Source organism: Acinetobacter sp. 797_lipA (assembly GCF_058243025.1).
In genome coordinates this window covers 3,056,105-3,080,884 of the sequence record NZ_JBZAYQ010000001.1, presented here as the reverse complement: position 1 = coordinate 3,080,884, position 24,780 = coordinate 3,056,105, and the positions used below count along the sequence as shown (strand labels likewise).

Below are 24,780 nucleotides of genomic sequence, written 5' to 3'. Positions count from 1 at the left end.
TGCCATGGTAGACACATGGTTAACGCGTTGGAGTCAGTTTATTCAGCAGTCACCGCTGAGTCAAACAGGGCTCACCGAAGCACGTAGTCAAGTGATTCAACAGGTCCTTGAAGCAATGCTACGCGGTGAGAGTTGTATCTCGGTTGCAGCTGAAGCCGTCACAGTCTTAGATGATTTGGTCATGGATGAACAGCAGGCACAGCAACAAAAAGCGCCGTTTGTTTACGATCAGCAGCAACTATATCTGTATCGTTATTGGGCTTTAGAGCAGTCTTTGGCCGAGCAAGTAACACGGTTAAAACTGCAAAATTTAACGCAAGTGGATATTTCAGCTTATGCTCATTTACTAGAAGATCCACACCAAAAACAGGCTTTGGCTATGGTGGCCGAGCAGGCGCTCGCGATCATTACAGGTGGTCCGGGCACAGGGAAAACGTATACCTTGGCGCGTATTATTGCAGTGCTCAAACAAAGTCTGCCTGATATTCGTATTGCGATGGCTGCACCGACAGGTAAGGCGGCGCAGCGGATGAAAGAAGCCCTTCAGAACTCTTTTCAGGATGAAAAGTTACAAGACTTAGTTAGTCCAGATTTGAAAAACTTAAACCCTGTGACGCTACATCGCCTTTTGGGTCTTGGGAATACGCAGCAACCGCGTTTTCATAGCAGACAACCTTTACCTTATGATGTGATTGTCGTTGATGAAGCATCAATGCTGGATTTAAATTTGGCACAGATGCTCTTTGCTGCCATGCCGAATCAAGCCCGTTTAATTTTATTGGGAGATGCTGATCAATTGGCCTCGGTCGATGTTGGCTCTGTACTCGCCGATCTACAACAAGTTCCAGCTTTGGCTGAAAACAGAGTCAATTTGGTCAATAGCCGTCGTTTCAAATCAGATGCACGGATTGGAAAGTTGGCACAATTTATTCAGCAGCAATCTTGTTTTGACTTAATGATGCATCCTGCTGAAAAACAGAGAGTATTACACACTTTTCAACAGCAAGTGGTACATGCCATGACGTTGAAGGCGGTTGAGTTGGATCAGGTCAAGGTCGATTATTTACAACTCGAATTGTTGCCCGAGCAGGCTTTATCTGCAGAGCAGTTACAACATTATTATGATCTGCTGATGCTCGGCTTTCAGGGCTATGTCGAGGCTTTAAAGCAATATCAGCAAAATCCTAATGAGTCTCTCGTGCCCAAAGTGATTCAACATTTTGATGATTACCGTATTTTAGCCGCCATACGTCACGGCCATTTCGGCTTAAAACAGCTCAATCTGCAAATCGAGCAGCGCCTATTAGAACAGTCAAAACAAATTAAACAAGGCGAATGGTACTTGGGCCGTCCAGTGATGATGACCTATAACGACTATCAGTTGGGTTTGTCGAATGGCGATATTGGCCTGTGTTTACATCGTATACAACAAGGTAAATTGCAGTTTGAGGTGTATTTCCCCAGTCTGGATAAATGGGTAGCCGCGACACGATTACCCAAAAATATTGAAACGGCTTTTGCACTGACCATTCACAAATCTCAAGGCTCTGAGTTCACCCATACCGCGGTGGTATTAGATCGGCAGGCTGAAAAATTACTCAGTAAAGAGCTGATTTATACCGCAATTACGCGGGCGAAAAAAGTGGTCAGTTTACTGGTCGATGCTGATGCATTCGTACATGCTATGGTGACTCGAACCACCCGAGAAAGTGGTCTATCAAGAAAAATTAATCAACAAATTCAATTGTGAAGATTTAATAAACAAATAGGGGTTTTGTACGAAATGGCTTACAGGGATTCAGGAGATTTGCGCATAGAGCTTTGCTTGGGATTTTGAGAAGATGGCTTCACATAAAGAGCTCAACACGGAATGTTGAGTATAATCGCAAAAAGATAATAATAACGTCAGTAGACAGCGAACTTACAGTGAAGTAGGTGAAAGAGGAAACTTACAGCCGCTAAGCCTTGTAGTTTTGGGAGAGACTACAAGGCTTTTTTATATCTGATAAATTGGCAAAATGTGACAAAAAATAGCCAATCATTTATCGGAACACAAATACATTAATATATGAACGGTTGAGTAGATATTGGCGCAATATATTGTGGTTTGTAACTTTTAATTAATTTATTAAGTATTTGTTTTTTATTGACTTGAATGTAATTTATTGAATTTTAGAATGTGCTTTAGGTTCAATTGTGGAGAAATTGAGAGTTTGTGTAAGCAATCGCTTACATGGAGATGAGCAAAATGCGACTTTTCTCTTTAGCTCTGTGTGGCAAAATGTGTCACATAAGGACGTAAATAATTAAACATGGAATGTTTAATACAAGACGCGGAAAAGCGCATTATTATAATGATAACCAAAACAACAAGAACAAAAATAAAAGAACACTACAGCGCAAAAAAGCCCAAGTTTACTTGGGCTTTTTTTTATGCTCAGACTACATCTGTTTCGCTTCGATCCGTTGCAAATAATGAGCGACGTTAGTGCTTTAAGATTTTGGGACAATGCTTCGAGATTTGATAAAGCGTTTTCGCTAAAGCAGGTAAGTGGGTCCCGACGACAGATTTTCCTGTGGTTAATAGCGATACACTAATATCACGTTCTGGATCGGCCCAGCAGAGAATATTGGAAAACCCGAGATGTCCAAAGGCTTGCCCAGTCATGGGTCCAAATAACCCAATAGGATTACTCCCTAACATTGGGCCTAAGGCATAACGCATCGGGACTAATAATGTCCGATCTAAACTAACTCCTGACGTGGCCAAGGTCGAGCGAAATACCGTTTGGGCACTCATGATTTGTTTGCCTTGGTATTCGCCACCACTCAAGAGCATTTCAAAGAAACGTCCAGCTTGTTCCGCACTGGTATAAATGTTGCCTGCTGGGCAAATCGTGTCCATAAAACGCGCATCATTGGTCACATCGACCGCCAACTGTAAACCACCGCCCAGTACCCGATTAAGATAATGGTCTGTGCCTAAACGTGGATGTAGACCTGTGGCATAGTTTAAAGCGACATCCGCCCGATACTCAGGTTTTAGGCCATAGTTAAAGTAATCTAAGCCCATGGGTTTTTCGATATTTTCGGCAAGAAATTCACGGGCCGTTTGACCTGTTACCCGCTTGATAATTTCCCCTAAAATATAACCTGACGTCACGGCGTGATACGCCAGATGTGTGCCTGAGGCTGAAACGGGTTGTGCAGCATAAAGACGTTCTAAAATTTGATCTTGATTAAACAACAGTTCAGGCGTGACTTTATTGTCAATGCGAGGAATGCCACCACGATGAGCGAGTAAATGGAAAATGGTGGCACGACGTTTACCGTTTACGCCATATTCGGGAATATAGTGGCTAATCGGATCGAGTAAATTCAGATCACCGCGTTCATCCAACATATGAATCAGCATGGCTGTAACGATTTTAGAGGCGGAAAATAAGCAAACTGGGGTATCAGGTGTGCCAATTTTCGCATCTGCCGCTAAACCATCGGGTGAGTTGCCTTGCGCATAACCAATGCTGCGATTTAACAATATTTGTCCCTGACGACGTAAACAGAGGCTGATGAAAGGGTAGTTTCCTGTTTTATATAGGGACTCTACACTGGCCCAAATGCTTTGAATTTGTGCGTCATTCATGTCACCCAAGGTAGCGCAGACCTCATTCTTAGAACGAATCAGGTGGTTGAGGTCATGAGGGACATAACAGGTATTGGCAGATAAAATTTTCACAAATTTCTCTCTATTTTTCGTTTTTATTGGGTCTGAGTCTGATATTGAAAATCAGGATTGTCATGATTGTGCATGATTTGTGCAAAGCCGTCAGTTGCTGAATTGACTGCGAACATAAAACATTTTTGCAATATAGCGCTAGATCCCTTAAAATAATGCCTTGCTGTAGTGATGCACGGCAGTCAACTTGGTTTTGAAGAATCAATTTGATTTGTATCAAATGTAACTTATAAGCATCTCGGAGAAATCGAATGGCTTTAACAAACGCAGATCGCGCAGAGATCATTGCTAAATTTGCTCGCGCTGAAAACGACACTGGTTCACCAGAAGTTCAAGTAGCTCTTTTAACTGCTCAAATCAATGACTTACAAGGTCACTTCAAAGAGCACAAACACGACCACCATAGCCGTCGCGGTCTAATCCGTATGGTTAACCAACGTCGTAAACTACTTGACTACCTTAACGGTAAAGACCACGGTCGTTATGTAGCATTGATCGGTGCTTTAGGTTTACGTCGTTAATTCGATTTAAACTTTATTTTCGGGTGTATTGCATGCTTTGTGCTGTATTACTGAAAAAGAAAGTCTACCTTGCTTCTGTGAGGTAATGGGGAAGGGGCGAATGTTTCGCTCCTTCTTTGTGTCTTAAAATCATATTTTTAGTCTCTGGTGAGGTCGGCTTCTAAGCTTTGTCATTTATACAGTTGCCTGAAATGGCGATGTGAATGCCAAACCTTAGGGGTCTCCACTAGAATAAAAATCAGGAAAGAAAAATACATGTCTATGTTTAATATTATTCGTAAAGAATTCCAGTATGGTCAACACACAGTTGTTTTAGAAACAGGTCGTGTTGCTCGTCAAGCAAACACTGTTGTGATCACTATGGGTGGCGTAACCGTACTGGTTGCTATTGTTGCTCAACCAAAAGCGAAAGCAGGTCAAGACTTCTTCCCGTTGACTGTTAACTATCAAGAAAAACAATATGCTGCAGGTCGTATCCCCGGTGGTTATGGCAAGCGTGAAGGTCGTCAGACTGAATCTGAAACGTTAATTTCTCGCTTAATTGACCGTCCAATTCGTCCATTGTTCCCAGAAGGTTTCTATAACGAAATCCAAGTGACAGCGACTGTTATTTCTTCTGACAAAACCATGGAAGGTGATATTGCTGCAATGTTGGGTGCTTCAGCTGCAATGTCTATTGCTGGTGTTCCATTCCGTGGTCCAATCGCAGGCGCACGTGTTGGTTTAATCAACGGTGAATACATCCTTAACCCAACTTTAGAACAGCTTAAAGAATCTGATCTTGACCTTGTGGTTGCAGGTACTGAAGCTGCTGTATTGATGGTTGAATCTGAAGCGAAAGAACTTTCTGAAGACCAAATGTTAGGCGCTGTACTTTTCGGTCATGACGAAATGCAAATTGCAATTCAAGCAATTAAAGAGTTTGCTGCAGCTGCGGGCGCAGTTGAATCGACTTGGGTTGCGCCAGTTAAAAATGAAGAACTTCTTGGTAAATTGAAAGAAGCATTCGAAGCGAAAATCTCTGAAGCATACACAATTGCTGTTAAGCAAGACCGTTATGCAGCATTAGATGCGCTTCATGCTGAAGCTGTTGCTCAGTTTGTTCCTGAAGAAGATGAAGCTGGCATTGCTGCTGAAGTTGATGAATTATTCGAAGATTTGAAATACCGTACGGTACGTGACAACATCTTGTCTGGTAAACCACGTATTGATGGTCGTGACACGAAAACTGTTCGTGCCATTGATGTTCAAGTGGGCGTATTAGGCCGTGCACACGGTTCTGCATTATTCACACGTGGTGAAACTCAGGCGTTGGTAACCACGACTTTGGGTAATACACGCGATGCATTGATGGTTGATACCCTTGCTGGTACTAAAACTGACAACTTCATGTTGCACTACAACTTCCCTGCATACTCTGTCGGTGAAACAGGTCGTGAATCTGGTCCTAAACGTCGTGAAATCGGTCACGGTCGTTTGGCACGTCGTGGTGTTCAAGCAGTTCTTCCTGCGGCTGATCGCTTCCCGTACGTAATTCGTATCGTATCGGATATTACTGAATCAAACGGTTCATCTTCAATGGCTTCTGTATGTGGTGCTTCATTATCACTTATGGATGCAGGTGTTCCATTGAAAGCGCCAGTTGCAGGTATTGCAATGGGTCTAGTGAAAGAAGGCGAGCGTTTCGCAGTTCTTTCTGACATCTTAGGTGACGAAGATCACTTAGGTGACATGGACTTTAAAGTAGCCGGTTCTGCGAACGGTATTACTGCACTTCAAATGGATATCAAGATCGAAGGTATCACTGAAGAGATCATGGAAGCGGCATTGAACCAAGCGTATGCAGGCCGTATGCATATCTTGAATGAAATGAACCAAGTGATTTCACGTGCTCGCCCTGAAATTTCAATGCATGCACCGACATTCCAAGTGATCAACATCAACCCAGACAAGATCCGTGACGTGATTGGTAAAGGTGGTGCAACCATCCGTGCTATTACTGAAGAAACCAAAGCGGCAATTGATATTGAAGACAACGGTACTGTTCGTGTATTTGGTGAAACCAAAGCTGCTGCTGCTGCTGCGGTTGCAAAAATCCAAGCACTGACTGCTGAAATTGAACCAGGTACGATTTACGTCGGTAAAGTCATTCGTATCGTTGAATTTGGTGCGTTTGTAAACATCCTTCCGGGTACTGATGGCTTACTTCACATTTCACAAATCTCGAACGAGCGTATTGCAAACGTGGCAGATGTGTTGAAAGAAGGTCAAGAAATTAAGGTACAAGTTGCGGATGTAGACAACCGTGGTCGTATCAAATTGACAATGAAAGACATCGAACAAGTTTAATCTCTTGTCAATTCACATGGTATTTGCCATGTGAATTGAGTTGTCTTAAAAAGCCTTGAGCTTGGCCAATTTAAACTTTGGCTTGCTCAGGGCTTTTTTTATGGCATCATGCTGGCTAAGACAGACAATAATAAATGAGATATGCAAAGCTATTATTTCTATCAACATCCCATCGCACAGCATACCTATGTGCAGAAACAGTCGATTGCAGAGCAGGAAGCCGAGTTTATTTGGGTGGAGTGTAGCCGTGACGATGTGGTTAATCGGGCAGAACATTGGCAGCAGGACATTTATGCGGCAACGGGACTGTGGATGAATGAATATCATCTGCGCGATATTCTCAATTTAGAACACCCTTGTGCCTTTGACACTTTGGAAGATTATGACTTGCTGATCTTTCGTAAGCTGATCACACCTGATGATCAAATCAAGCTTGATACGCAAGCGGCTGAAAAACATGAACGGGTTTTTGGTCTGGCGACGACCCCGATTAGCTTTATGCTCACGCCGCAAGTTTTGATTACGGTTAGAGAGCAGGGTAATAAAGAAGTTGAAAGCTATATTCAGCGTATGGAAACGGTGTTGAGCCGTCCGATTGAAGAACATAATAAGCCACGAAAACTACCCGCAACGCCTTTAGATTTGACCTTGAGACTGCTCAATAACATGGTGGATGGTTATCTCGATTTACGTGTTCCGCTGACGCGTCGAGTGGAGTTTTGGCAGCAAGAGCTTTTACAAGGCCATCGCCGTTTTACCAAGTGGCATCAACTGTTACAAGAGAATATGGCTTTCCAACAAGTGGAAAATTTGTGCGAAGAACAAATCGAAACTTTGCAGGAATTACGCGATGAAATTGTCGATAATTATTCGCACTTGAAAGGGAAAAAACGTAGCGAAAAACAAGATATCATGTTGGTACGTGTCGATGATTTAACCAGTCATATTGAACGTATTCAAAAGCATACCATTCGCTTGAGAAATGCTGTGCAAGCAGCTATCGATTTGCATTTTTCTGCCATAGCCAATCAAACCAATGAAAATATGCGGATTTTAGCCATTATTACTGCGATTTTTGCACCACTGACCTTACTGACAGGGGTGTATGGTATGAACTTCGAGTTTATTCCGGGGCTGAAGTCCCCCACAGGGTTTTGGATCATGTTGGGTATCATGTTAATGACGACATTGATTCTGCTGTATTATTTTTATCGACGTCATTTGGTCGGGCGTGGCGAAAAAAGTGTCATTGATATGTTGGCACAACAGCATGCGGATCAACATATGAATTTGTTTTGGTTTATCGATTATGAGCCGATCAAGCAAACCGTGAAGGGTACTATTAAAGATTTAGAGAAAATCACCAAATTAAAATAATTCGGTGATTCTCCACATAGACCATTAAAGCAAATGGGCTCTAAGGTGTTTCTTTACATGCTGACGTTATCCTTGTTCAATTTATTATTCGGATATATGGGCGTCGCAGGGAGATTTAATTTAAGAAGTTTTTAACTGGGCTCCTTTTAAAATCCGATAAAGCTGATCTTTAATGAACAACTTTTTGCGTTTGAGGGGCTCAATCTCTCCACGATGAATCCTGACAGGGTCTTGTTCGAGTAAACAAATTTCCTGATCGAGAGCTTCATGGTCGTCAAACATTTTAGAAAAATGCGGATTGTCTTCTCTAAGCTGTTGAATCATGTCGCGGTATTCAGGAAACATGAGCTTAGTCTTTTTATTACAAACTTTGAGTTTCATGGTTGCCGTCTAATCCTCTTATTCAAAAATAAAAAAAAGAAAGAAAGGCATGCGCCAATCTTTCTTTATAGAACTAGTGTTGAGTTGTTTGAACTGGGTCAGTGAGATGTAAATGTTTTACTTCACGACGAAGTTTTTGAACTTCCTCAATCAAATCCAGCATCATTGCGACTGCAGTAAAGCTGGCATCAAAGTCACGTTGTAAGCGATAGGCTCGCCGTGCACGTGAGACATCATCACCAAAAAATTGGTGAATGCGGTTATCGGGTCGGTTCGGCAGAATGTCATATTCCAACAGCTGTAAAACCCATTCAGGACTTTGTCCGCAGGCTTCAGCAAAATGCTTTAAATCAAAGCTATGTTGTTCATCAACAATTTCAGCGTGTCGACATCCGTCTAAAATAATTTCACGATATTGAATAGTCGTCATAATTTTCTCCTTAAGACTGACGCGGCTTAAAGTGAGGGAAGGCTTCAGCAAAGGATTGGTAAGCTTGCTGTTCTTGCTCACTCTGCGCAGGAGGTTGAACAATGTTTAAAATTAAATATAAATGTCCTGCCGTTTTGGCTGGAATCCCCTGATCTTTTAAACGGAGTTGCTGCCCCGTTTTGGCATTTGTCGGAATTTGAATTTGTAATGTCCGACCATTGGGTAGGGCAGCGGTAATGCTTTGCCCCAAAGCGGCTTCCCAAGGACTGATATTCAGTTGGTGATAGACATCAACTCCTTCAACGCGTGTGGTCTCCGTATCTTTGTAATAAATTTCGATATACAGGTCGCCATTTTCACCACCCTGAATACCTGACTGTCCTTGACCACTTAAGCGAATTTGTTGCCCTTCTTTCATGCCTTTGGGAATTCTAACTTCCAGCGTTTTGCGCTGAATTTCCGCTTCACCATAGGCATTTAAAGTAGGAATTTGTAAGGTAATAGTTTGGGTGGTACCGAGGAATCCAACCTCAAGATCGACCTCTAAACGCGCATGTTGGTCTTCGCCTTTATGGCGTGTGCTATTTTGGCGTTGATATTGATAGTTTGATCCTCCAAAACCTGAACCAAAACGCCCAAATAAGTCTTCAAATCCTGAAAAATCATGTGCCTGTTGCCCACCTTGGGCATTCCGAAATGCATCTTCAAAACCGCCAAAGCCTGCATTGGGGTTGAATTGCTGTGAGTCTTGCGGATGATCGAGTTCAAAGTCATATTCAGCTTTTTTTGTTTCATCACTTAAGGTGTCGTAGGCGACATTTAATTCTTGCATCCGTGCCTCAGCATCAGGCTCCTTACTGACATCGGGATGATACTTACGTGCCAATTTTCGATAGGCTTTTTTAATTTGTTCGGCGGTCGCATCTCGCGTTAAACCGAGTATTTCATAATGGTTCTTCGGCATAAATAAGATTAAATAAATTGATTAAGTTTTAATCATTATTCAGCCTTTCAGCAGATTTCAACAGTAAAGATATGTTCCTTATTGTTTCAAAACATGACAAGAAAAAAGCCCCGATGAAAGGGGCTTTGATGGATGAGGGATACTTAATATTTGACCCATGTGATGTTGCGTCCACCGCCATTTTCGGTCGAGGTTCCTCGAATTCGTAAGTGCTTACCATTGTTGCTGAGTCGTGCATATGCGTCATAACGTAACCCTGTGAAAGGGTCGAGGAGCTGTCCATGGCTATAGGTCGAATCTTTGGCATTGTCTAACTGCAAATGGCTGAGCGTTGTCATGCCGACAATGGGCTGATTTTTATGGATACCATCACACTTGCTACAGTTTTCTATTTTTACCGCACCTGGAATTTCACGCGTACTTACGATGACTGCTTTATAGCTATTGTTTTTGTCTTTTTCAATCATGACATCACTGAGAGAGTATCCTGTTTTATCATCGATAGTTTTCCATTTGCCAACCAAGGGATCGGTGGCTGCAAAACTGGAGAAGGCGCATAAACTGCTGAGTACGAAAAGACCGCAAGAAAATTTCATGATGATAGAACCCCAATGGAAGAGAAAAATAAAGACATATAAAAATTATGGGTTTATTTATAACGAAATTTAAGCGGTGTGACCAGTGAAATATCTATGAATAAAAGTGATGAATCATTTGAATTATCTTATTTTTATGAGAACAAAGGCATAAAAAAAGAGCAATTTAGTTGCTCTTTTTTTATTGCACATGACGCGCTTAGCTTAAGTGTTCACCAAATAAACCCAAGGCTTCTTCTGCACTAAAGCTGTATTGTGTGTTACAGAACTGGCAGTCCATGGTAATTGGGTTTTGATGTTCTAGCGTTTCACGAACGGCTTCGGCGCCAATTTGTTCAAGCGCTTGAGCACAACGTTCTTTAGAACAGGTACAGCCAAATTTCAGTACTTCAACTTCAGGCAAGCGTACTTCTTCTTCGTTGTATAAACGGTAAAGAATTTCACTGGATTCTAAATCGGTTAACTCTTCGATTTTGAGCGTTTCAGTCAACATGGTCAGACGTGGCCATAAGTCTTGATCAACACGTTCTTGTTCCTCTTCACTGTTACGCGGTAACAACTGAATGAGTAAACCGCCAGCACGTTGGGCTGAACTGGCCAAGACAATACGTGTTGGAATTTGTGCAGACAGGTCATAGTACTGCATTAAACAACCTGCAAGATTTGGCTTGTCTAAAGCCACAATCCCTTGATAACGCTCACCAAATTCTGGCTCAATATTAATAAATAGTACAGGGCTAATGAGGGTGCTCAATACCGTACTGCTGCTGTCGGCAGCATTAAAGCGTGGATCTGCTTCATAATCCGCCAAGGCACGCACTTCGCCAAGGTGATTACATTCAGCCATGGCCCATTTGAAACTACCTGAAGCCTGAATTTGTAAACTAATACGGCCTTTAATTTTTAAAGTACTGGCAAGTAATGCCGTGGCACTGAGCATTTCACCTAACAGCACTTGGACTGCAGGTGCATAATCACGCTGCGCCAAGATGGTTTGTAGGGTTTCTTCTAGATGAACCACTTCACCACGAACAGGACTATCTTCAATATAAAAGCGTTGACGCAAATCAGACATAAATTTCTCCAATATCCTATCTTAATGGTGACGATATTGTAAAACACAAGTCATTTTACTTCATCCCGTGTGACATCTATTCGGTCATGTTGTAACTCACGTTGTAGGTCAACGCCGACAGGACTTTGACGGAGTTGCGTATCACTTTCAAATAAGTGTTCTAATTCGGCCAGAGCGTTACGATGTGTTTCATAAACTTTCTGTTCATCGTTATAAATACTTTGCTGCTGCGCGAGCAGTTTTTCATCATAATCGCGAAATAACTCAATGCTCTTATAGGCATCTTGTTCTGCAATTCCTAAATTACGCAGGGCAAAATAGGCCATTCCTAAAGACGATAAATAGGTTTCACGCCAAATATGTTCCACCCCCAAGTCACGCAGCAAATGCACATGATGTCGATCACGGGCACGGACCAGCAAGTTTAAGTCTGGATAATTGAGTCGAATATGCCGTGCCACATTCATGGAGTCTTCAATATCATCAATGGCTAATACAAACACTTTGGCATGTTCGATACCGGCTGCACGCAGGATATCGGGTTGAGTGGCATCACCATAGTAGAGTTTGCCGCCATAGTTGCGAACGAAATCGACCTTGTCGATATTGCTGTCAATCGCCGTGAAGGTTTGGTGCTGTAAGTGAACTAGTCGTGCCACAATTTGGCCGACACGGCCAAAGCCAGCAATGATCATCGGGTTATGCTGTTCAGGAATCTCATCATAGACAGGTGTAGTTTCTTTCTCGAATAGAGGCACCACCCACGAACTCATCAGCCAGTATAGAATAGGCGTCAGAATCATCGACAACGTCACGATCAAATTGATCGGCTCTAAAATGGCTTGCGTAATCACGTGTTCACTCATGGCAACATTGAGCACCACAAAAGCAAATTCACCGCCTTGTGCCAAACAGGTTGCCAGCATCAAACTATTACGCCATGAAAACTCGAAGTAGCGAGCGATGGCGGTTAAGGCCAGCAGTTTGACCAACATCAGCAATAACGCACCGCCAACAATCAGACTTGGGCTTTCCCACAGCAGCGAAATTTGCGTACTCATCCCGACGGTCATGAAAAATAGACCGAGAAGTAGACCTTTAAATGGTGCAATACTGGCTTCCAGTTCATGACGGAATTCAGAGTCAGCAAGTAACACCCCAGTTAAAAATGCGCCCAAAGTGGTACTGATGCCTAAGACATCCATCAGCGCGACTACGCCTAAGACAATAAACAAACCGACTGCGGTAATTAGTTCATGCGCGCCACTTTTGGCCACAAAGCGGAAAAAAGGGCGCATGAGATAGCGGCTAAATAAAAACAAGCCTGTAAAGGTGGCCACAATCGCTGCAAAGTAGGCCACACCATGATGGGTTGAGTTTGTTCCCGCAAGCAGGGGGATAATCGCAATCAGCGGAATCGCAGCGATATCTTGGAAGAGTAAAATAGAAAAAGACTGCTGACCAAAAGTGGTATTGAGCTGCTGTTTTTCACTTAAAAGCTGTAGCACAAAAGCGGTAGAAGAAAGGGCAAGGGCAAAACCAATCACAACACTGGCCGCAATCTGCTGTTGCAGGGCAAAAAAGACGATGCACGCCAGTAGCACGCCGCAGAGCGTTACTTGTAAACTGCCCATCACAAAAATGGATTTACGTATTTCCCATAAACGTTGTGGGCGAAGTTCGAGTCCAATAATGAACATCAAGAAAATCACGCCGTATTCAGCGAGTTTATGAATGTCTTCAGGGTCATGGACGACATTGAATACACTGGGACCGAGTAAGATACCCGTGAATAAATAGCCGAGTACCGTGGCAATCCCCAGCCGTTTGGCCAACGGAACGATCATCAGTGCCGCAGCCAAAAAGAGGGTAATTTGAAGCAGTAGAGACATTGCCCTGTCCTAAATTTTTTTCTTTATGTTAGAAGTTTAAGGGAGAACGCGACTCAGGTCTAAACCTTATTCACGTCAAGTCTTAACTTAACTCTTGTGGATCAATATCAAGGCTCAATTTCATACCATGCGGTTTGTTATGCCAGATATTTTGCCACCACTGACGAATGTAAAAATGCATACGCGCACGGTCTTTGGACAGTAGTACCATATGCGCTTGATAGCGTCCTGCTTTACGCTCCATCGGCGCAGGTATGGGCCCCCAAATATCAATACTGTTTTCGGAGGCTTGGCGCAATGCTTGCGCATGCTCTTGTAAAAAGCTTTGGTTCAGTTCTTGGTCTTTGGATTCACAGCGCAATAAAGCCGCATAGCGATAAGGTGGCATCCATGCAGCTTTACGCTCTTTCAACGTTTGCTTGGCAAAGCTGCGATAGCCCGATTTCAGCAGGGTATTCAGCAAAGGATGATCTGGACGTAGAGTTTGTAAATAGACTTCGCCTTTTTTCTCGCCGCGCCCAGCACGTCCCGCAACTTGGATGATGAGCTGTGCGGTACGTTCTGTGGCACGAAAGTCTACACTGAGTAAGCCCGAGTCGATGTCTAAAATCGCCACCAAAGTCACATAAGGAAAGTGATGTCCTTTGGCCAGCATTTGGGTGCCGAGCAAAATGATGGGTTCACTTTTCTGAATCTTGTTATAGATTTTTTGCCAGCTGCCGACCCGACTGGTCGAGTCACGATCAACCCGAATTACGTCAAAGTTGGGGAACAGTGCTTGTAGGTTTTCTTCAACTTTTGCGGTGCCTAAACCAATTGGTTTCAGTTCGCTATGCTGACATTGCGGGCAGTGTTCAGGCATGCGGTGGATGGTGCCGCAGTGGTGACAGTGCAAATGCTGGTAGGGCTGTCGATGCACGGTAAAATTGGCATCGCAGTGGGGGCACTTGGCCTGCCAGCCACAACTTTCACAAATCAACACAGGTGCATAGCCGCGACGGTTTAAGAAAATCAGCACCTGTTCTTTTTTGTCTAAGCGCTTTTGTACTTCATGAATCAGCTGTTGGCTGATGCCATTTTGTTTTTGTGCCACTTTCAGATCGATCACATGCATTTTCGGCATCACGGCCACACCGGCACGTTGGTCCAACTCCAAACGGGTCATTTTGCCTTGTTCAACCAATGCATAACTGTCGATACTTGGCGTTGCAGAACCGAGGATAATCGGACAGTTTTCTAAGTGTGCACGGTATAAAGCCACATCACGAGCATGGTAGCGAAAGCCTTCTTGTTGCTTGAAAGATAAGTCATGCTCTTCATCTAAGACAATCAAACCCAAATGCGGAAGGGGCGTATAGATGGCAGAACGTGTCCCAATCACAATCGAGGCTTTACCCGTTTGTGCGCTTTGCCAGGCTTGCAGGCGCTTAGAATCATTTAAACCTGAATGTAGTAGCGCAATATGACAGTGAAAACGTGACTGAAAACGACTCACTGTTTGTGGGGTGAGACCAATTTCAGGCACTAATACCAAGACTTGTTTGCCTTGTTTTAAAATCTCTTGCATGACTTGCAAATAGACTTCAGTTTTCCCACTACCGGTTAAACCATCCAGTAAGAAAGCATGGTAGCTATGACGAGCTTTGAGAATGTTTTGAATGGCTCGCTTTTGTTCATCATTGGGGGTGAGGGGCATTTGCGCCAGCGTCATAGCTTGTGGTTTAAAGTCTTGGGCTTCAAGTATGCACTGGGTGATTTTCTTTTTTTCTAAGGCTTTTAAGGTCGCAGTTTCAATGCCAGCCAAATTTAAAATGTTTTCAGAAGTTCCTGTGGGATGCAGCTTTAAAATTTTATAGGCATCTTGTTGTTTTTCAGAACGCTTCAATTTGTCTTCGGCATGATCATCAATCAGCTTCCACATTCGCGCCAGTAAATTATAGGGTTTACCTTGGCGTAAAAAGCTGGGTAAAGCAGTATGCATCACTTCCCCAATGGGAAATTGGTAATATTGCGCTGACCATGTCAATAAACTTAAAACTTTAGCATCTAGAATAGCGCTGTCATCGAGCAACTCAGTTATGGCTTTGAGTTTAAAGCCTAAATCGAGTGGTTTCTCATCAGTGAGTTTCTCAACAATGACACCGACCACATTTTGGCGACCAAATGAGACAGCCACACGTGCACCCACTTCAGCTTGGTGGTATTGTTCAGCCGTTAAACTATAGTCAAAACAGTCATATAGATAAACGGGAACAGCCACACGAATACGGTAGCTTGGTGTTGTGGAAAGTGTAGTTTCTGGCATAAAAAGCTCAAAATGTCCTGATGAAATTGTCGTTGTGCGATGAATGAGTTGTGTTAGAGTGATGACATAATTTATAACTTAGAATATGAATGATTTTGGTGCCGACATGCAACAGCGCCAAATGACTAATATGGACAATTAGAAAGCGTAAACATGCCAGCATATCAATTTACCGCACTCGATGCCGCAGGAAGGCAGCAAAAAGGCGTGCTTGAAGGGGATTCAGCGCGTCAAATTCGGCAACAACTTCGTGATAAAGCGCTGATCCCAGTCTCGGTTGATCCTGTTGAACAAAAAGATAAGCACAGCAGTAAAACATGGTTTCAAAAACAAATTACCGCCTATGATTTGGCTTTATTGACACGTCAACTTTCGGTACTTGTGGCGGCGGCCATTCCGTTGGAAGAAGCCATTCGTGCGGTTGGAAAGCAGTCAGAAAAAACACATGTACAAAATCTATTGATGTCAGTGCGTTCTAAAGTACTGGAAGGTCATTCATTGGCACAGGGTTTACAGCAATCTGGACGCTTTCCAGAGTTGTACATTGCCACGATTGCCGCTGGCGAACGTTCAGGACATTTAGACTTAATTTTAGATCAGTTGGCAGAATACACCGAAAATCGTTTTGCAATGCAAAAGAAAATCCAAGGCGCGATGATTTACCCGATTATTTTAATGCTGATGTCTTTTGCCATCGTGATGGGACTTATGACCTATGTGGTGCCTGACATTGTCAAAACCTTTGACCAAAGCAAAGATGCCTTGCCATGGATTACGGTTGCCTTGATGAAAGCCAGTGATTTTATTCGAGTGGCATGGCCATTTTTATTGGTGGGCAGTGTACTGGGCATCGGCTTATTACTACGATTTTTAAGAACTACAGCAGGGCATTATGCCTTTGATCGTTTAACGCTCAAATTGCCATTATTCGGTAAACTTTCACGTGGTATAAATGCCGCACGTTTTGCGAGTACCTTGTCGATTTTGACCCAGTCTGGTGTGCCCTTGGTGGATGCGTTAAAAATTGGCGCGGCGGTGAGTAATAACTGGGTGATTCGCGATGCGGTCAATCATGCCGCAGAAAAAGTGACTGAAGGCGGGAACCTTGCGACCCAGCTGGAGCGCAGTGGTTATTTCCCACCGATGATGGTACAAATGATTAAAAGTGGTGAAACGTCGGGTGAATTGGATCGGATGTTGGAGCGCGCATCGACCATGCAAGACCGAGAAGTGACAACGCTTATATCGACCTTGCTGGCTTTACTTGAACCACTGATGTTGGTTCTGATGGCAAGCATTGTCTTGGTGATTGTGATCGCCGTGATGCTGCCGATCGTCAACATGAACAATATGATTTAATTTTAAAAATATAAGATGGAAGAGAAAATTCACATGCAATCAAAAATCTATAGACGCCAAGCTTCAGGCTTTACCTTAATTGAAGTCATGGTGGTGATTGTTATTTTAGGTGTGTTGGCAGCCTTAATTGTACCCAATGTGATGGGACGCGGTGAAAAAGCCAAAGTTGATACCACTGTCATTACCCTCAAAGGTGTTGCTGCGGCATTGGATCAATATAAATTGGATAATGGTAAATATCCTTCGATGCAAGAGGGTGGACTCGACGCTTTGGTGAATAAGCCTGAGTCTGCAAAAAATTGGTTGCCCGGCGGTTATGTGAAAGGTGGATATCCGAAAGACAGTTGGGATAATGACATTCAATATGTTGCACCTGGGACCGATGGACGACCATTTGATTTATATTCTTTTGGAGCAGATGGACAGCAAGGTGGTGAAGAAACCGATGCTGATATTCAGTATCAACCTTAATTGAGAATTATTATATATTGGGTTTAATTGAATATATCATTACAGTGCATAGGTTATGTCAATGTGGACTGTAATGATAATACATCTTAATTTAAAATTAATATCTAAGATTATGATTTTAATATATTAAATATAATAAGCATCAGCTGAAATTTATAATAAGAATTATTCCCATATTTATTGATTACAAATAATGTAAATTATGGATAAAAATAGGCTTTTTATTTATTTAAATCCTTGCATAATGTTCTCAATGGCAACTGATTTGCCTGAGGAGAATAGAATGAAAGCATTAACCTTGTTGGATGAAATGAGCCAATTCCATTGGTCGATGCTCAAATCTGTTCTTTTGATTTTGAGTATGCTTCCTTTTGCTCAAGGTGTTTTAAGTGTCTGGCAGTCGACTGAAGGCAGCAGCCAAATTATGGTGGGTTTCTTTGCAATCAGTCTGTTCAGCACATGGGCGGTTTTGAGCTTTTGGTCTGCGTTAAAAGTAACCGTACTCACACTCGATCAAGTACAGATTACAGCATTAGAACAAAAAGTGGTCATGTTCTACCGTTATACCCCGATGCTCTTTTTAGCCGGTATGGTGTCCTATTTGGTCAGTCAAATTTAATACTGACATTCATAGTTGTGATAAAAAAACCGAGCACATACGCTCGGTTTTTATTGCGTCATGAAGAATGGCGGAAAGATAGGATCGCTTGTCTGTTTCGTCGTATATGATGCTAGTGTTCGCTCCCTATACTGTAGAAAATATAAATATAGAGTGAAGTATGGAACAGATCGATTGGGCAGATTTTTTAAAAGTCGAGCTCCGAGTCGGGCGAATTATTCAGGCCGAAGTCTTTGAGCAGGCACGTAAGCCCGCTTATATTTTACATGTCGACTTTGGCCATGAAATTGGCATTAAGAAATCGAGTGTGCAGATTACTGAGCGTTATCAACCTGAACTGTTATTGGGTAAATTGGTGGTGGCAGTGGTTAACTTTCCAAACAAACAAATTGGTCCCATCCAGTCTGAGTGCTTAGTGACAGGCTTTCATGATTCAGACGCAGGCGTGGTGCTGTGTGTGCCTGATACAGATGTTCCAGTAGGTACCAAGCTACTGTAGCTGAAAAAGAAAAACCCAAGCGGAGCTTGGGTTTTTCTTTGGAAAAGTATGATTTAACAATAGCAACTATCGACGAGACTTAAACGATACATCGACTTTACGTGGACGATAGATCCAGCCCAAGATCAGTAAAAAGATTGAGAAACCTAAAATTGGCCAGTCACTTAAACGGGTATACAGCGTTTGACCTTGCATAGCAGGCAGTTCGCCGCGAAGTACGGTTGCCACATCTTGCGGAGCACGTTTTACGATATGCCCTTGATGGTCAATAAACGCCGTCACGCCTGTATTGGTGGCACGGATAAACCAGCGTCCATTTTCTTTGGCACGCATTTGAACCATCTGTAAATGCTGTAAAGGGCCTGCGGTTCCTGTAAACCATGCATCGTTGGAAACTGTCACCAAGAAATCACTTTGGCTGGCATTACGACGCGTCAAGTTCGGATAAGCCACTTCATAGCAAATGGCCGCGCCTAAGTGCTGCTGATGAATAGAAAGCGGTTGTTGCTGTTGTTCGCCACGTGAAAAACCACTCATCGACGGATCATTCTGCATGGCAGGCAACACCCATTTCAGTAAACCGGATAGTGGAATATATTCACCAAAAGGCACTAAACGTTGCTTTTTATAGAGTCCTTCGGCTTCAGCACCATTGGCCATAATGCTGTTGTAGTACAGTGGTCGACCTGCCGCTTCAGAGCCTGAAATATCCCAGTATGGAATACCGGTGACCCACGCCGTGTTGGTTTTCTTGGCCTGTGCTGTCATTGCAGCTAAAAAGGGTTCGATATCACTTTGGAACATCGGAATAGAGGATTCAGGCCAAACAATGAGGTCTCGTCCCCATTCTGTTTTGGTTAAATCAGCATAGATTCCAAGTGTTTTTAGTTGATACTCAGTGAGCCATTTTAAGTCTTGTGGGATATTGCCTTGAATTAAAGAAACCGATAATGGCTGCGTATTTTTTGCGGAGACGAATTCAATTTTTGATGCGCCCCATGCACCAAGTACCAATAAGGCAGAAGGAATGACCCAAAAGACGCGGCGGTTTAAAACTTCGACCAGTGCGCAGGCCAACACCAAGACTACAAACGACACCCCGAAGATACCAAATAATGGCGCATAACCATCCAGTAAGCGTTCGGTAAAGGCATAGCCTGCAAACAGCCATGGGAAGCCTGTGAAGACCCAGGTTTTTGCCCATTCAAAAAGCACCCAAAGCGGAGCGAAGGTTAGTGGCGTTTCAGGGAAAAAGCGGCGGTAAATAAAGCTTTGAACTGCCGTGAATAAACCCATGACCAAGGCCATAATACCGATCATACCCACACTTAAGGCACTATTGGTATCGCCATAGACATGGATGGAAGTGTAGAGCCAAAAAGCCCCCACGAACCATAGGCCAAAACCATAGGCCCAACCAATGCCAAAGGCCTGTTTTGCACTGCGCCTGCGTAAAGTGGTATAGAGCAGTGCAGGTGATAAGATTGCCAACCACCAATAATGATAAGGGGCGAGTGCAAAACTAAAGACCGCCCCTGAAAATAAGGCAATTAAAAGTGGATAAATTAAAGGTAACTGTTTTTGTTGTGGATTGGGGGTTAACAGTTTGTCAAAGTAAGCTCTCATTTACGAACGGCTCGAATCAGATGAATAGAACGTGCATCTGCTTCTACAATGGTAAATTCCCAATTTTCAAGATCAATCACCTGACCTTGTAAATCACTCACTAAACCAATTTCTTGAAGCAATAAACCGCCCACAGTTTCAACCTCATCATCAGAAAAGTCTGCATCTAAAAGATTGTTAAAGTGTTCGATTGGTGTAAGTGCTTGAACCAGCCATGTATTTGCGGTCGTTGGGTCATTATCGGGAATAATATATTCCGCCTCTTCATCGATCTTGTCGTGTTCATCTTCAATTTCACCGACAATTTCTTCCAAAATATCTTCTAGCGTCACTAAACCTGAGGTCGTGCCATATTCATCAATCACCACCGCTATGTGCGTTTGGGTGTTTTTCAACATGCGAAGCACTTGGTCTGAGCGTGCGCTTTCAGGCACATATAAAGGTTGGCGCATCAGCGCACGTATATCCACTTTATTGTTTGGTTCAGTTAAGAAAGGCAATAAGTCTTTGGCTAATAAAATGCCAACGACATTGTCTGGTTGGTCTGATGAAAAGACAGGGAAACGTGAATGTGCCGACTCAACCAGAGTATGCAAAATGTCGAGTAACTCATCATCTTCTTGTAGGCTAATCATCGATGTACGCGGTGTCATGACCTCGCGGACTTTGGTTGCTGGAAGGTCTAATACGCCTTCTAACATCGCAACAGTATCGGGTTCTAAAAAACGACGTGAATCTTGAACTAACTTTAACAGTTCATCGCGAGTTTCTGGCGCGGTACCTAACCATTTGCGTAAGCCACGCATTCCCCACGACGGGCCTGATTCCTCGTGCATGATCTTTCCTAAAGACTCTTAATATCTAAAAAACTTAATTTTATCATACCGTAGAAAACACACTTGTCTATTGTAATTAAGCAAGGATTGCATGAATGATTAGATCAATACTTTTAAATATGAGGTTCATCTACCATCAAACTATGCAAACAGATATGCGAAATGGGCAGTTGTGTTAAAATTGGCAAGTTTTTAAATTTTTGAGTTTGTATATGTCTGATTTGGAAGTGAGCCCAAGCATCCAATTAAACACCCGTGGTTTACGCTGTCCAGAGCCTGTGATGATGTTGCATCAAGCTATTCGCAAGTCTAAATCGGGAGATGTAGTGGAGGTGTTTGCAACGGATAATTCAACTTCATGGGATATTCCGAAATTTTGTATGCATCTTGGGCATGAACTTTTGCTGCAAGAAGAGCGCTTAGACGAAAACGGCAATAAAGAATTTCATTATTTAGTTAAAAAAGGTTAGGACATTTGTCTTAGCCTTTTAAAATGTACTTGAGTAAAGAAAAAGAAATCAAGTTCATCCAAGGAAATCAGAATGAAAAGAATAAATGTGTTCTTATGGGCTCATATTTTTGCATTATTTTGTTCAATTTCTTGGGCAAAATCTTGTGAAGTTCCTGTAGGCACGATGAATGTGGCAGGTTTAAAAATTGGACAGCATATTCGTGAATTTCAACAGCATCATCCCACCGCAAAAACGGTTATTTTAGGGGGCGATAATTATCAGTTTGAATTTGCACAAGGTGTAGATGCACAAATTAAAAAAGCAGGTGTGAGCTGGGTTCAGCATATTCGTTACGATCCGCATTCTAAAATGATTATTTCATACAGTTTAAGTTTTCTAGATGGGCCGCTTGCGACGTATGAAACCGATTTAGATGTTTTTAAAAGTCGAGTATTAAAACGCTTTCAGGTGGCGCAAAACGGCTGGAAACAAGCTGAAAATAAATATGTCTATCAGTGTGACGATTATCGGATTGAAATTTATCAAGATCATGGGGTTGGGCATACTGCGATAGGGCCAACGGTGATGGTTTTTAGCAGAAAGTCAGATGCCTATTAATTAAAAAAATCCCTTCAATGCTGAAGGGATTTTTTTAATCTAAAAAGCGATTACTTGCTCGGAAATGTACTTCAGCGCAAGCCCGTTTTAACATTACATATTCGGTTATGAGACACGGTTAGCAAAGCAACCGCTTTGCCGTGTCGCAAGGAATTACATATTCGGGTAATTCGGACCACCACCACCTTCAGGAGTTACCCAAGTAATGTTCTGAGATGGATCTTTAATATCACACGTTTTACAGTGCACACAGTTAGCCGCGTTAATTTGGAAACGCTTCGAACCATCGTTCTCTTCCATAATTTCATAAACACCAGCAGGGCAGTAGCGCTGAGCTGGCTCGTCCCATTTTGGTAGGTTTACATTCACAGGAATAGAAGCATCAGTCAGTTTCAAGTGTGCTGGCTGATTTTCTTCATGTACCGTATTCGATACAAATACTGAAGATAAACGGTCAAAGGTCAACTTGCCATCTGGTTTTGGATAGTTCGGTTTCACTGTTGCTGCATCTACAGTTTTCAGTGTACTGAAGTCAGGCACTAAGTCATGCAGTGTAAACGGGACCTTAAATACATTTTGATCGATGAAGTTAAATGCACCACCACCGAACGTGCCAAATTTGTGCATTGCTGGGCCAAAGTTACGAGAACGATATAACTCTTCTTTTAACCAGCTGTTGTTGAACTTGTCTGTGTAAGCGGTTAACTCTTTTGCAAAGAAGTCTTCACCTTCAAGCACACGTGCAATGGCAAGGTCACCACCTTTTTCAACGCCTGCTTGAATCGCTTCGAATACCGCTTCGCCACACAACATGCCCGATTTCATGGCAGTGTGAGAGCCTTTAATTTTAGCGAAGTTTAGGAAGCCTGCATCATCACCAATTAAAGAACCACCTGGGAAGGTGAACTTCGGCAGAGAGTTGAAACCGCCTTTTACAACCGCACGTGCGCCATAAGAAATACGCTTACCACCTTCAAGATACTGTTTAATCAGTGGGTGCGTTTTCCAACGTTGCATTTCTGCAAATGGATACATGTGTGGGTTTTCGTAAGATAAATCCACGATCATACCCAACGTCACTTGGTTGTTTTCAGCGTGATATAACCACCAACCACCAGAAGAACCTGTTTCAGCTAGAGGCCAACCTGCACCGTGCATCACCAAACCTGGTTTGTGTTTTGCAGGGTCAATTTCCCATAGTTCTTTGATGCCGATACCATAGTGTTGAGGGTCTGCATCTTTATCTAGATCGAACTTGGCAATCAGGCGTTTACCTAAATGACCACGGCAGCCTTCCGCAAAAATCGTATATTTGGCATGTAGTTCATAGCCTGGTGTAAAGTTATGTGTTGGTTCACCATCTTTACCAATCCCCATATCACCGGTTTGGATACCTTTAACGGTACCATCGGCATGATAAAGAATTTCAGATGCAGCAAAACCTGGGAAAATAGACACTTCTAATTCTTCAGCTTTTTGACCTAACCAACGCACCACGTTACCAAGTGAAATCACATAGTTGCCATCATTATGCATGGTTTTAGGAACCATCCAATGCGGCGCTTCTTGTGACTTTTCAGCAGACATTAGGAAATACGTTTTATCTTCAGTTACTGGCACATTTAAAGGCGCGCCTTCTTCTTTCCAGTTTGGGAACAACTCATTGATCGCACGCGGTTCGAGCACAGCACCTGAAAGGATATGCGCACCAACTTCAGAGCCTTTTTCTACGACACAAACGGACAGATCATTAAGGTTGTTTTCAATTGCAAGTTGACGAATTTTAATCGCAGCAGAAAGGCCAGCAGGGCCTGCGCCAACGATGACTACGTCAAACTCCATCGATTCACGTTCGATGTGTTCCATGTAGGACTCCTCATATGGTTAAAGGTGGCAACCGTTTTGACTCAAAGAACGGTGCTGCCATGAGTGTTCTTAGTTCCCAGACACAAAATTTATCATCGTGTCTTTTATATTGTGAGCTAGTATAGGTTTAAACCGAGTTCTAGCCAATTGGCTGAATCATATTATTTTTCCGTCAGACAGGCATGAATTTTATGGATAAGCAGCACAACTCAGCAAATCCGACGAAAAAAGTAGCTATTGCTGATAATAAAAACTTAACCGATATTGCACAATACATAAAAGATGGACAGTCCGGTCACAAAAGGTCAATCCCCCCTTTAGATCAATGGCACCCAAAGCATTGTGGCGCAATGGATTTGAAGGTTTTAGCCAATGGAGAATGGTGGCACGAAGGTCAATTGATCAAACGGCCAGCCATGATTGAGTTGTTTGCAACGGTACTTTGGAAAGAAGAAGATAAGTTTTATCTCAAAACCCCGGTCGAGCAGATTGAAATCGAGGTTGAAGATGAGCCTTTATTTGTCAATCGGGTTGATCAAGTCGAAATTGTAGGAAAAATCTACCTACAACTGACCACGACCACACAGGATGTGGTGATCGTTGATGAAGACCATCCCATTTTTATGCGTGCCTTCCAAGGGGAGTTACGTCCTTATGTGCATGTTCGCTTTGGCATCAATGCACTGATTCAGCGTGCTGCTTTTTTTCATTTGGTGGAAATGGGTGAGCTAAGCGACGATGCGGAGGGTCAGGTCAAACTGTGCTTACAAAGTGGTGATTTGCTATTGCAATTAGGCACCTGAGGTTT

At 42.8% G+C, this 24,780-nt stretch carries 22 protein-coding genes; 11 read left to right on the top strand and 11 right to left on the bottom strand.

Annotated features, from left to right (window positions below):
* The first annotated feature begins 4 nt into the window (after nucleotides 1-4).
* Complete coding sequence (recD, locus tag AC4CU2_RS15265; protein ID WP_424904324.1) at nucleotides 5-1,750, top strand: exodeoxyribonuclease V subunit alpha; 1,746 nt, start codon at nucleotides 5-7, stop codon at nucleotides 1,748-1,750.
* Between the two features lie 735 nt (nucleotides 1,751-2,485).
* Here recD and AC4CU2_RS15260 read toward each other — a convergent pair.
* A complete protein-coding gene (locus AC4CU2_RS15260; RefSeq protein ID WP_279689872.1) occupies nucleotides 2,486-3,736 on the bottom strand; it encodes a serine hydrolase domain-containing protein in 1,251 nt (416 codons plus the stop codon).
* A gap of 251 nt (nucleotides 3,737-3,987) precedes the next feature.
* On the opposite strand from AC4CU2_RS15260, the gene rpsO reads away from it, so the two are divergent.
* From rpsO to AC4CU2_RS15245, 3 genes are all read left to right on the top strand, one after another.
* A complete protein-coding gene (gene rpsO / locus AC4CU2_RS15255) occupies nucleotides 3,988-4,257 on the top strand; it encodes a 30S ribosomal protein S15 (protein WP_004637724.1) in 270 nt (89 codons plus the stop codon).
* A 261-nt stretch (nucleotides 4,258-4,518) separates the two neighbouring features.
* On the top strand, nucleotides 4,519-6,606 hold the full coding sequence (pnp, locus tag AC4CU2_RS15250) for a polyribonucleotide nucleotidyltransferase (RefSeq protein WP_279689943.1): 2,088 nt from the start codon (nucleotides 4,519-4,521) through the stop codon (nucleotides 6,604-6,606).
* 141 nt (nucleotides 6,607-6,747) lie between these two features.
* Complete coding sequence (locus AC4CU2_RS15245; protein ID WP_279689864.1) at nucleotides 6,748-7,983, top strand: magnesium transporter CorA family protein; 1,236 nt, start codon at nucleotides 6,748-6,750, stop codon at nucleotides 7,981-7,983.
* A gap of 120 nt (nucleotides 7,984-8,103) precedes the next feature.
* Here AC4CU2_RS15245 and AC4CU2_RS15240 read toward each other — a convergent pair whose 3' ends face one another.
* The 7 genes from AC4CU2_RS15240 to AC4CU2_RS15210 form a co-directional block, all read right to left on the bottom strand.
* Entirely contained in the window at nucleotides 8,104-8,364 is a 261-nt protein-coding gene (locus AC4CU2_RS15240) for an HP1242/YdcH family protein (RefSeq protein WP_004692664.1), read from the bottom strand.
* A gap of 73 nt (nucleotides 8,365-8,437) precedes the next feature.
* Entirely contained in the window at nucleotides 8,438-8,794 is a 357-nt protein-coding gene (locus AC4CU2_RS15235; protein WP_004978810.1) for a chaperone modulator CbpM, read from the bottom strand.
* Nucleotides 8,795-8,804: 10 nt separating this feature from the next.
* Nucleotides 8,805-9,758 carry a DnaJ C-terminal domain-containing protein gene (locus AC4CU2_RS15230; RefSeq protein WP_279689862.1) on the bottom strand — a complete coding sequence of 318 codons (954 nt, stop codon included), beginning with the start codon at nucleotides 9,756-9,758 and terminating at the stop codon, nucleotides 8,805-8,807.
* Nucleotides 9,759-9,901: 143 nt separating this feature from the next.
* Nucleotides 9,902-10,354 carry a DUF2147 domain-containing protein gene (locus tag AC4CU2_RS15225; RefSeq protein WP_490769050.1) on the bottom strand — a complete coding sequence of 151 codons (453 nt, stop codon included), beginning with the start codon at nucleotides 10,352-10,354 and terminating at the stop codon, nucleotides 9,902-9,904.
* Between the two features lie 199 nt (nucleotides 10,355-10,553).
* A complete protein-coding gene (gene hslO / locus AC4CU2_RS15220) occupies nucleotides 10,554-11,429 on the bottom strand; it encodes an Hsp33 family molecular chaperone HslO (RefSeq protein WP_004978815.1) in 876 nt (291 codons plus the stop codon).
* Nucleotides 11,430-11,479: 50 nt separating this feature from the next.
* The gene (locus tag AC4CU2_RS15215) at nucleotides 11,480-13,321 is read right to left on the bottom strand and encodes a monovalent cation:proton antiporter-2 (CPA2) family protein (RefSeq protein ID WP_279689858.1); all 1,842 of its coding nucleotides are present in this window, start codon (nucleotides 13,319-13,321) and stop codon (nucleotides 11,480-11,482) included.
* Nucleotides 13,322-13,403: 82 nt separating this feature from the next.
* Complete coding sequence (locus AC4CU2_RS15210; protein ID WP_279689856.1) at nucleotides 13,404-15,626, bottom strand: primosomal protein N'; 2,223 nt, start codon at nucleotides 15,624-15,626, stop codon at nucleotides 13,404-13,406.
* 153 nt (nucleotides 15,627-15,779) lie between these two features.
* On the opposite strand from AC4CU2_RS15210, the gene gspF reads away from it, so the two are divergent.
* The 4 genes from gspF to AC4CU2_RS15190 all read left to right on the top strand — a co-directional run bounded on the left by gspF (nucleotide 15,780) and on the right by AC4CU2_RS15190 (nucleotide 18,574).
* On the top strand, nucleotides 15,780-16,985 hold the full coding sequence (gene gspF / locus AC4CU2_RS15205; protein ID WP_279689854.1) for a type II secretion system inner membrane protein GspF: 1,206 nt from the start codon (nucleotides 15,780-15,782) through the stop codon (nucleotides 16,983-16,985).
* 33 nt (nucleotides 16,986-17,018) lie between these two features.
* A complete protein-coding gene (gene gspG / locus AC4CU2_RS15200; RefSeq protein WP_010325797.1) occupies nucleotides 17,019-17,456 on the top strand; it encodes a type II secretion system major pseudopilin GspG in 438 nt (145 codons plus the stop codon).
* A gap of 283 nt (nucleotides 17,457-17,739) precedes the next feature.
* Nucleotides 17,740-18,075: a hypothetical protein gene (locus tag AC4CU2_RS15195; RefSeq protein WP_279689852.1), complete on the top strand. Its 336-nt coding sequence runs from the start codon at nucleotides 17,740-17,742 to the stop codon at nucleotides 18,073-18,075.
* A 160-nt stretch (nucleotides 18,076-18,235) separates the two neighbouring features.
* The gene (locus AC4CU2_RS15190) at nucleotides 18,236-18,574 is read left to right on the top strand and encodes a tRNA-binding protein (RefSeq protein ID WP_201953409.1); all 339 of its coding nucleotides are present in this window, start codon (nucleotides 18,236-18,238) and stop codon (nucleotides 18,572-18,574) included.
* Nucleotides 18,575-18,640: 66 nt separating this feature from the next.
* Here the strand turns inward: AC4CU2_RS15190 and lnt are convergent, their stop codons facing one another.
* Nucleotides 18,641-20,200 (bottom strand): apolipoprotein N-acyltransferase, encoded by a 1,560-nt coding sequence (gene lnt, locus AC4CU2_RS15185; RefSeq protein ID WP_279689849.1) that lies wholly within the window; start codon nucleotides 20,198-20,200, stop codon nucleotides 18,641-18,643.
* Entirely contained in the window at nucleotides 20,197-21,036 is an 840-nt protein-coding gene (locus AC4CU2_RS15180) for a CorC family transporter (protein WP_004978829.1), read from the bottom strand. The genes lnt and AC4CU2_RS15180 overlap by 4 nt, the downstream gene beginning before the upstream one ends.
* A gap of 212 nt (nucleotides 21,037-21,248) precedes the next feature.
* Between AC4CU2_RS15180 and tusA the strand changes: the two genes are divergently transcribed.
* Together tusA and AC4CU2_RS15170 are read left to right on the top strand one after the other, a co-directional pair.
* Nucleotides 21,249-21,506, top strand: coding sequence for a sulfurtransferase TusA (tusA, locus tag AC4CU2_RS15175; RefSeq protein ID WP_004692640.1), 258 nt, complete (start codon nucleotides 21,249-21,251; stop codon nucleotides 21,504-21,506).
* A 72-nt stretch (nucleotides 21,507-21,578) separates the two neighbouring features.
* Complete coding sequence (locus tag AC4CU2_RS15170) at nucleotides 21,579-22,106, top strand: hypothetical protein (protein WP_087011247.1); 528 nt, start codon at nucleotides 21,579-21,581, stop codon at nucleotides 22,104-22,106.
* Between the two features lie 153 nt (nucleotides 22,107-22,259).
* Here AC4CU2_RS15170 and AC4CU2_RS15165 read toward each other — a convergent pair whose 3' ends face one another.
* On the bottom strand, nucleotides 22,260-23,972 hold the full coding sequence (locus AC4CU2_RS15165) for an electron transfer flavoprotein-ubiquinone oxidoreductase (protein ID WP_004692627.1): 1,713 nt from the start codon (nucleotides 23,970-23,972) through the stop codon (nucleotides 22,260-22,262).
* Between the two features lie 191 nt (nucleotides 23,973-24,163).
* On the opposite strand from AC4CU2_RS15165, the gene AC4CU2_RS15160 reads away from it, so the two are divergent.
* The gene (locus AC4CU2_RS15160; protein ID WP_279689845.1) at nucleotides 24,164-24,775 is read left to right on the top strand and encodes a DUF1285 domain-containing protein; all 612 of its coding nucleotides are present in this window, start codon (nucleotides 24,164-24,166) and stop codon (nucleotides 24,773-24,775) included.
* Nucleotides 24,776-24,780: the final 5 nt, after the last annotated feature.

Excerpts from the sequence above, each read along its gene's own strand:
- recD (WP_424904324.1), top strand. The coding sequence starts at position 5 with ATGGTAGACACATGGTTAACGCGTTGGAGTCAGTTTATTCAGCAGTCA.
- rpsO (WP_004637724.1), top strand. The coding sequence starts at position 3,988 with ATGGCTTTAACAAACGCAGATCGCGCAGAGATCATTGCTAAATTTGCT.
- pnp (WP_279689943.1), top strand. The coding sequence starts at position 4,519 with ATGTTTAATATTATTCGTAAAGAATTCCAGTATGGTCAACACACAGTT.
- AC4CU2_RS15245 (WP_279689864.1), top strand. The coding sequence starts at position 6,748 with ATGCAAAGCTATTATTTCTATCAACATCCCATCGCACAGCATACCTAT.
- AC4CU2_RS15240 (WP_004692664.1), bottom strand. The coding sequence starts at position 8,364 with ATGAAACTCAAAGTTTGTAATAAAAAGACTAAGCTCATGTTTCCTGAA.
- AC4CU2_RS15235 (WP_004978810.1), bottom strand. The coding sequence starts at position 8,794 with ATGACGACTATTCAATATCGTGAAATTATTTTAGACGGATGTCGACAC.
- AC4CU2_RS15230 (WP_279689862.1), bottom strand. The coding sequence starts at position 9,758 with ATGCCGAAGAACCATTATGAAATACTCGGTTTAACGCGAGATGCGACC.
- AC4CU2_RS15225 (WP_490769050.1), bottom strand. The coding sequence starts at position 10,354 with ATGAAATTTTCTTGCGGTCTTTTCGTACTCAGCAGTTTATGCGCCTTC.
- hslO (WP_004978815.1), bottom strand. The coding sequence starts at position 11,429 with ATGTCTGATTTGCGTCAACGCTTTTATATTGAAGATAGTCCTGTTCGT.
- AC4CU2_RS15215 (WP_279689858.1), bottom strand. The coding sequence starts at position 13,321 with ATGTCTCTACTGCTTCAAATTACCCTCTTTTTGGCTGCGGCACTGATG.
- AC4CU2_RS15210 (WP_279689856.1), bottom strand. The coding sequence starts at position 15,626 with ATGCCAGAAACTACACTTTCCACAACACCAAGCTACCGTATTCGTGTG.
- gspF (WP_279689854.1), top strand. The coding sequence starts at position 15,780 with ATGCCAGCATATCAATTTACCGCACTCGATGCCGCAGGAAGGCAGCAA.
- gspG (WP_010325797.1), top strand. The coding sequence starts at position 17,019 with ATGCAATCAAAAATCTATAGACGCCAAGCTTCAGGCTTTACCTTAATT.
- AC4CU2_RS15195 (WP_279689852.1), top strand. The coding sequence starts at position 17,740 with ATGAAAGCATTAACCTTGTTGGATGAAATGAGCCAATTCCATTGGTCG.
- AC4CU2_RS15190 (WP_201953409.1), top strand. The coding sequence starts at position 18,236 with ATGGAACAGATCGATTGGGCAGATTTTTTAAAAGTCGAGCTCCGAGTC.
- lnt (WP_279689849.1), bottom strand. The coding sequence starts at position 20,200 with ATGAGAGCTTACTTTGACAAACTGTTAACCCCCAATCCACAACAAAAA.
- AC4CU2_RS15180 (WP_004978829.1), bottom strand. The coding sequence starts at position 21,036 with ATGCACGAGGAATCAGGCCCGTCGTGGGGAATGCGTGGCTTACGCAAA.
- tusA (WP_004692640.1), top strand. The coding sequence starts at position 21,249 with ATGTCTGATTTGGAAGTGAGCCCAAGCATCCAATTAAACACCCGTGGT.
- AC4CU2_RS15170 (WP_087011247.1), top strand. The coding sequence starts at position 21,579 with ATGAAAAGAATAAATGTGTTCTTATGGGCTCATATTTTTGCATTATTT.
- AC4CU2_RS15165 (WP_004692627.1), bottom strand. The coding sequence starts at position 23,972 with ATGGAACACATCGAACGTGAATCGATGGAGTTTGACGTAGTCATCGTT.
- AC4CU2_RS15160 (WP_279689845.1), top strand. The coding sequence starts at position 24,164 with ATGGATAAGCAGCACAACTCAGCAAATCCGACGAAAAAAGTAGCTATT.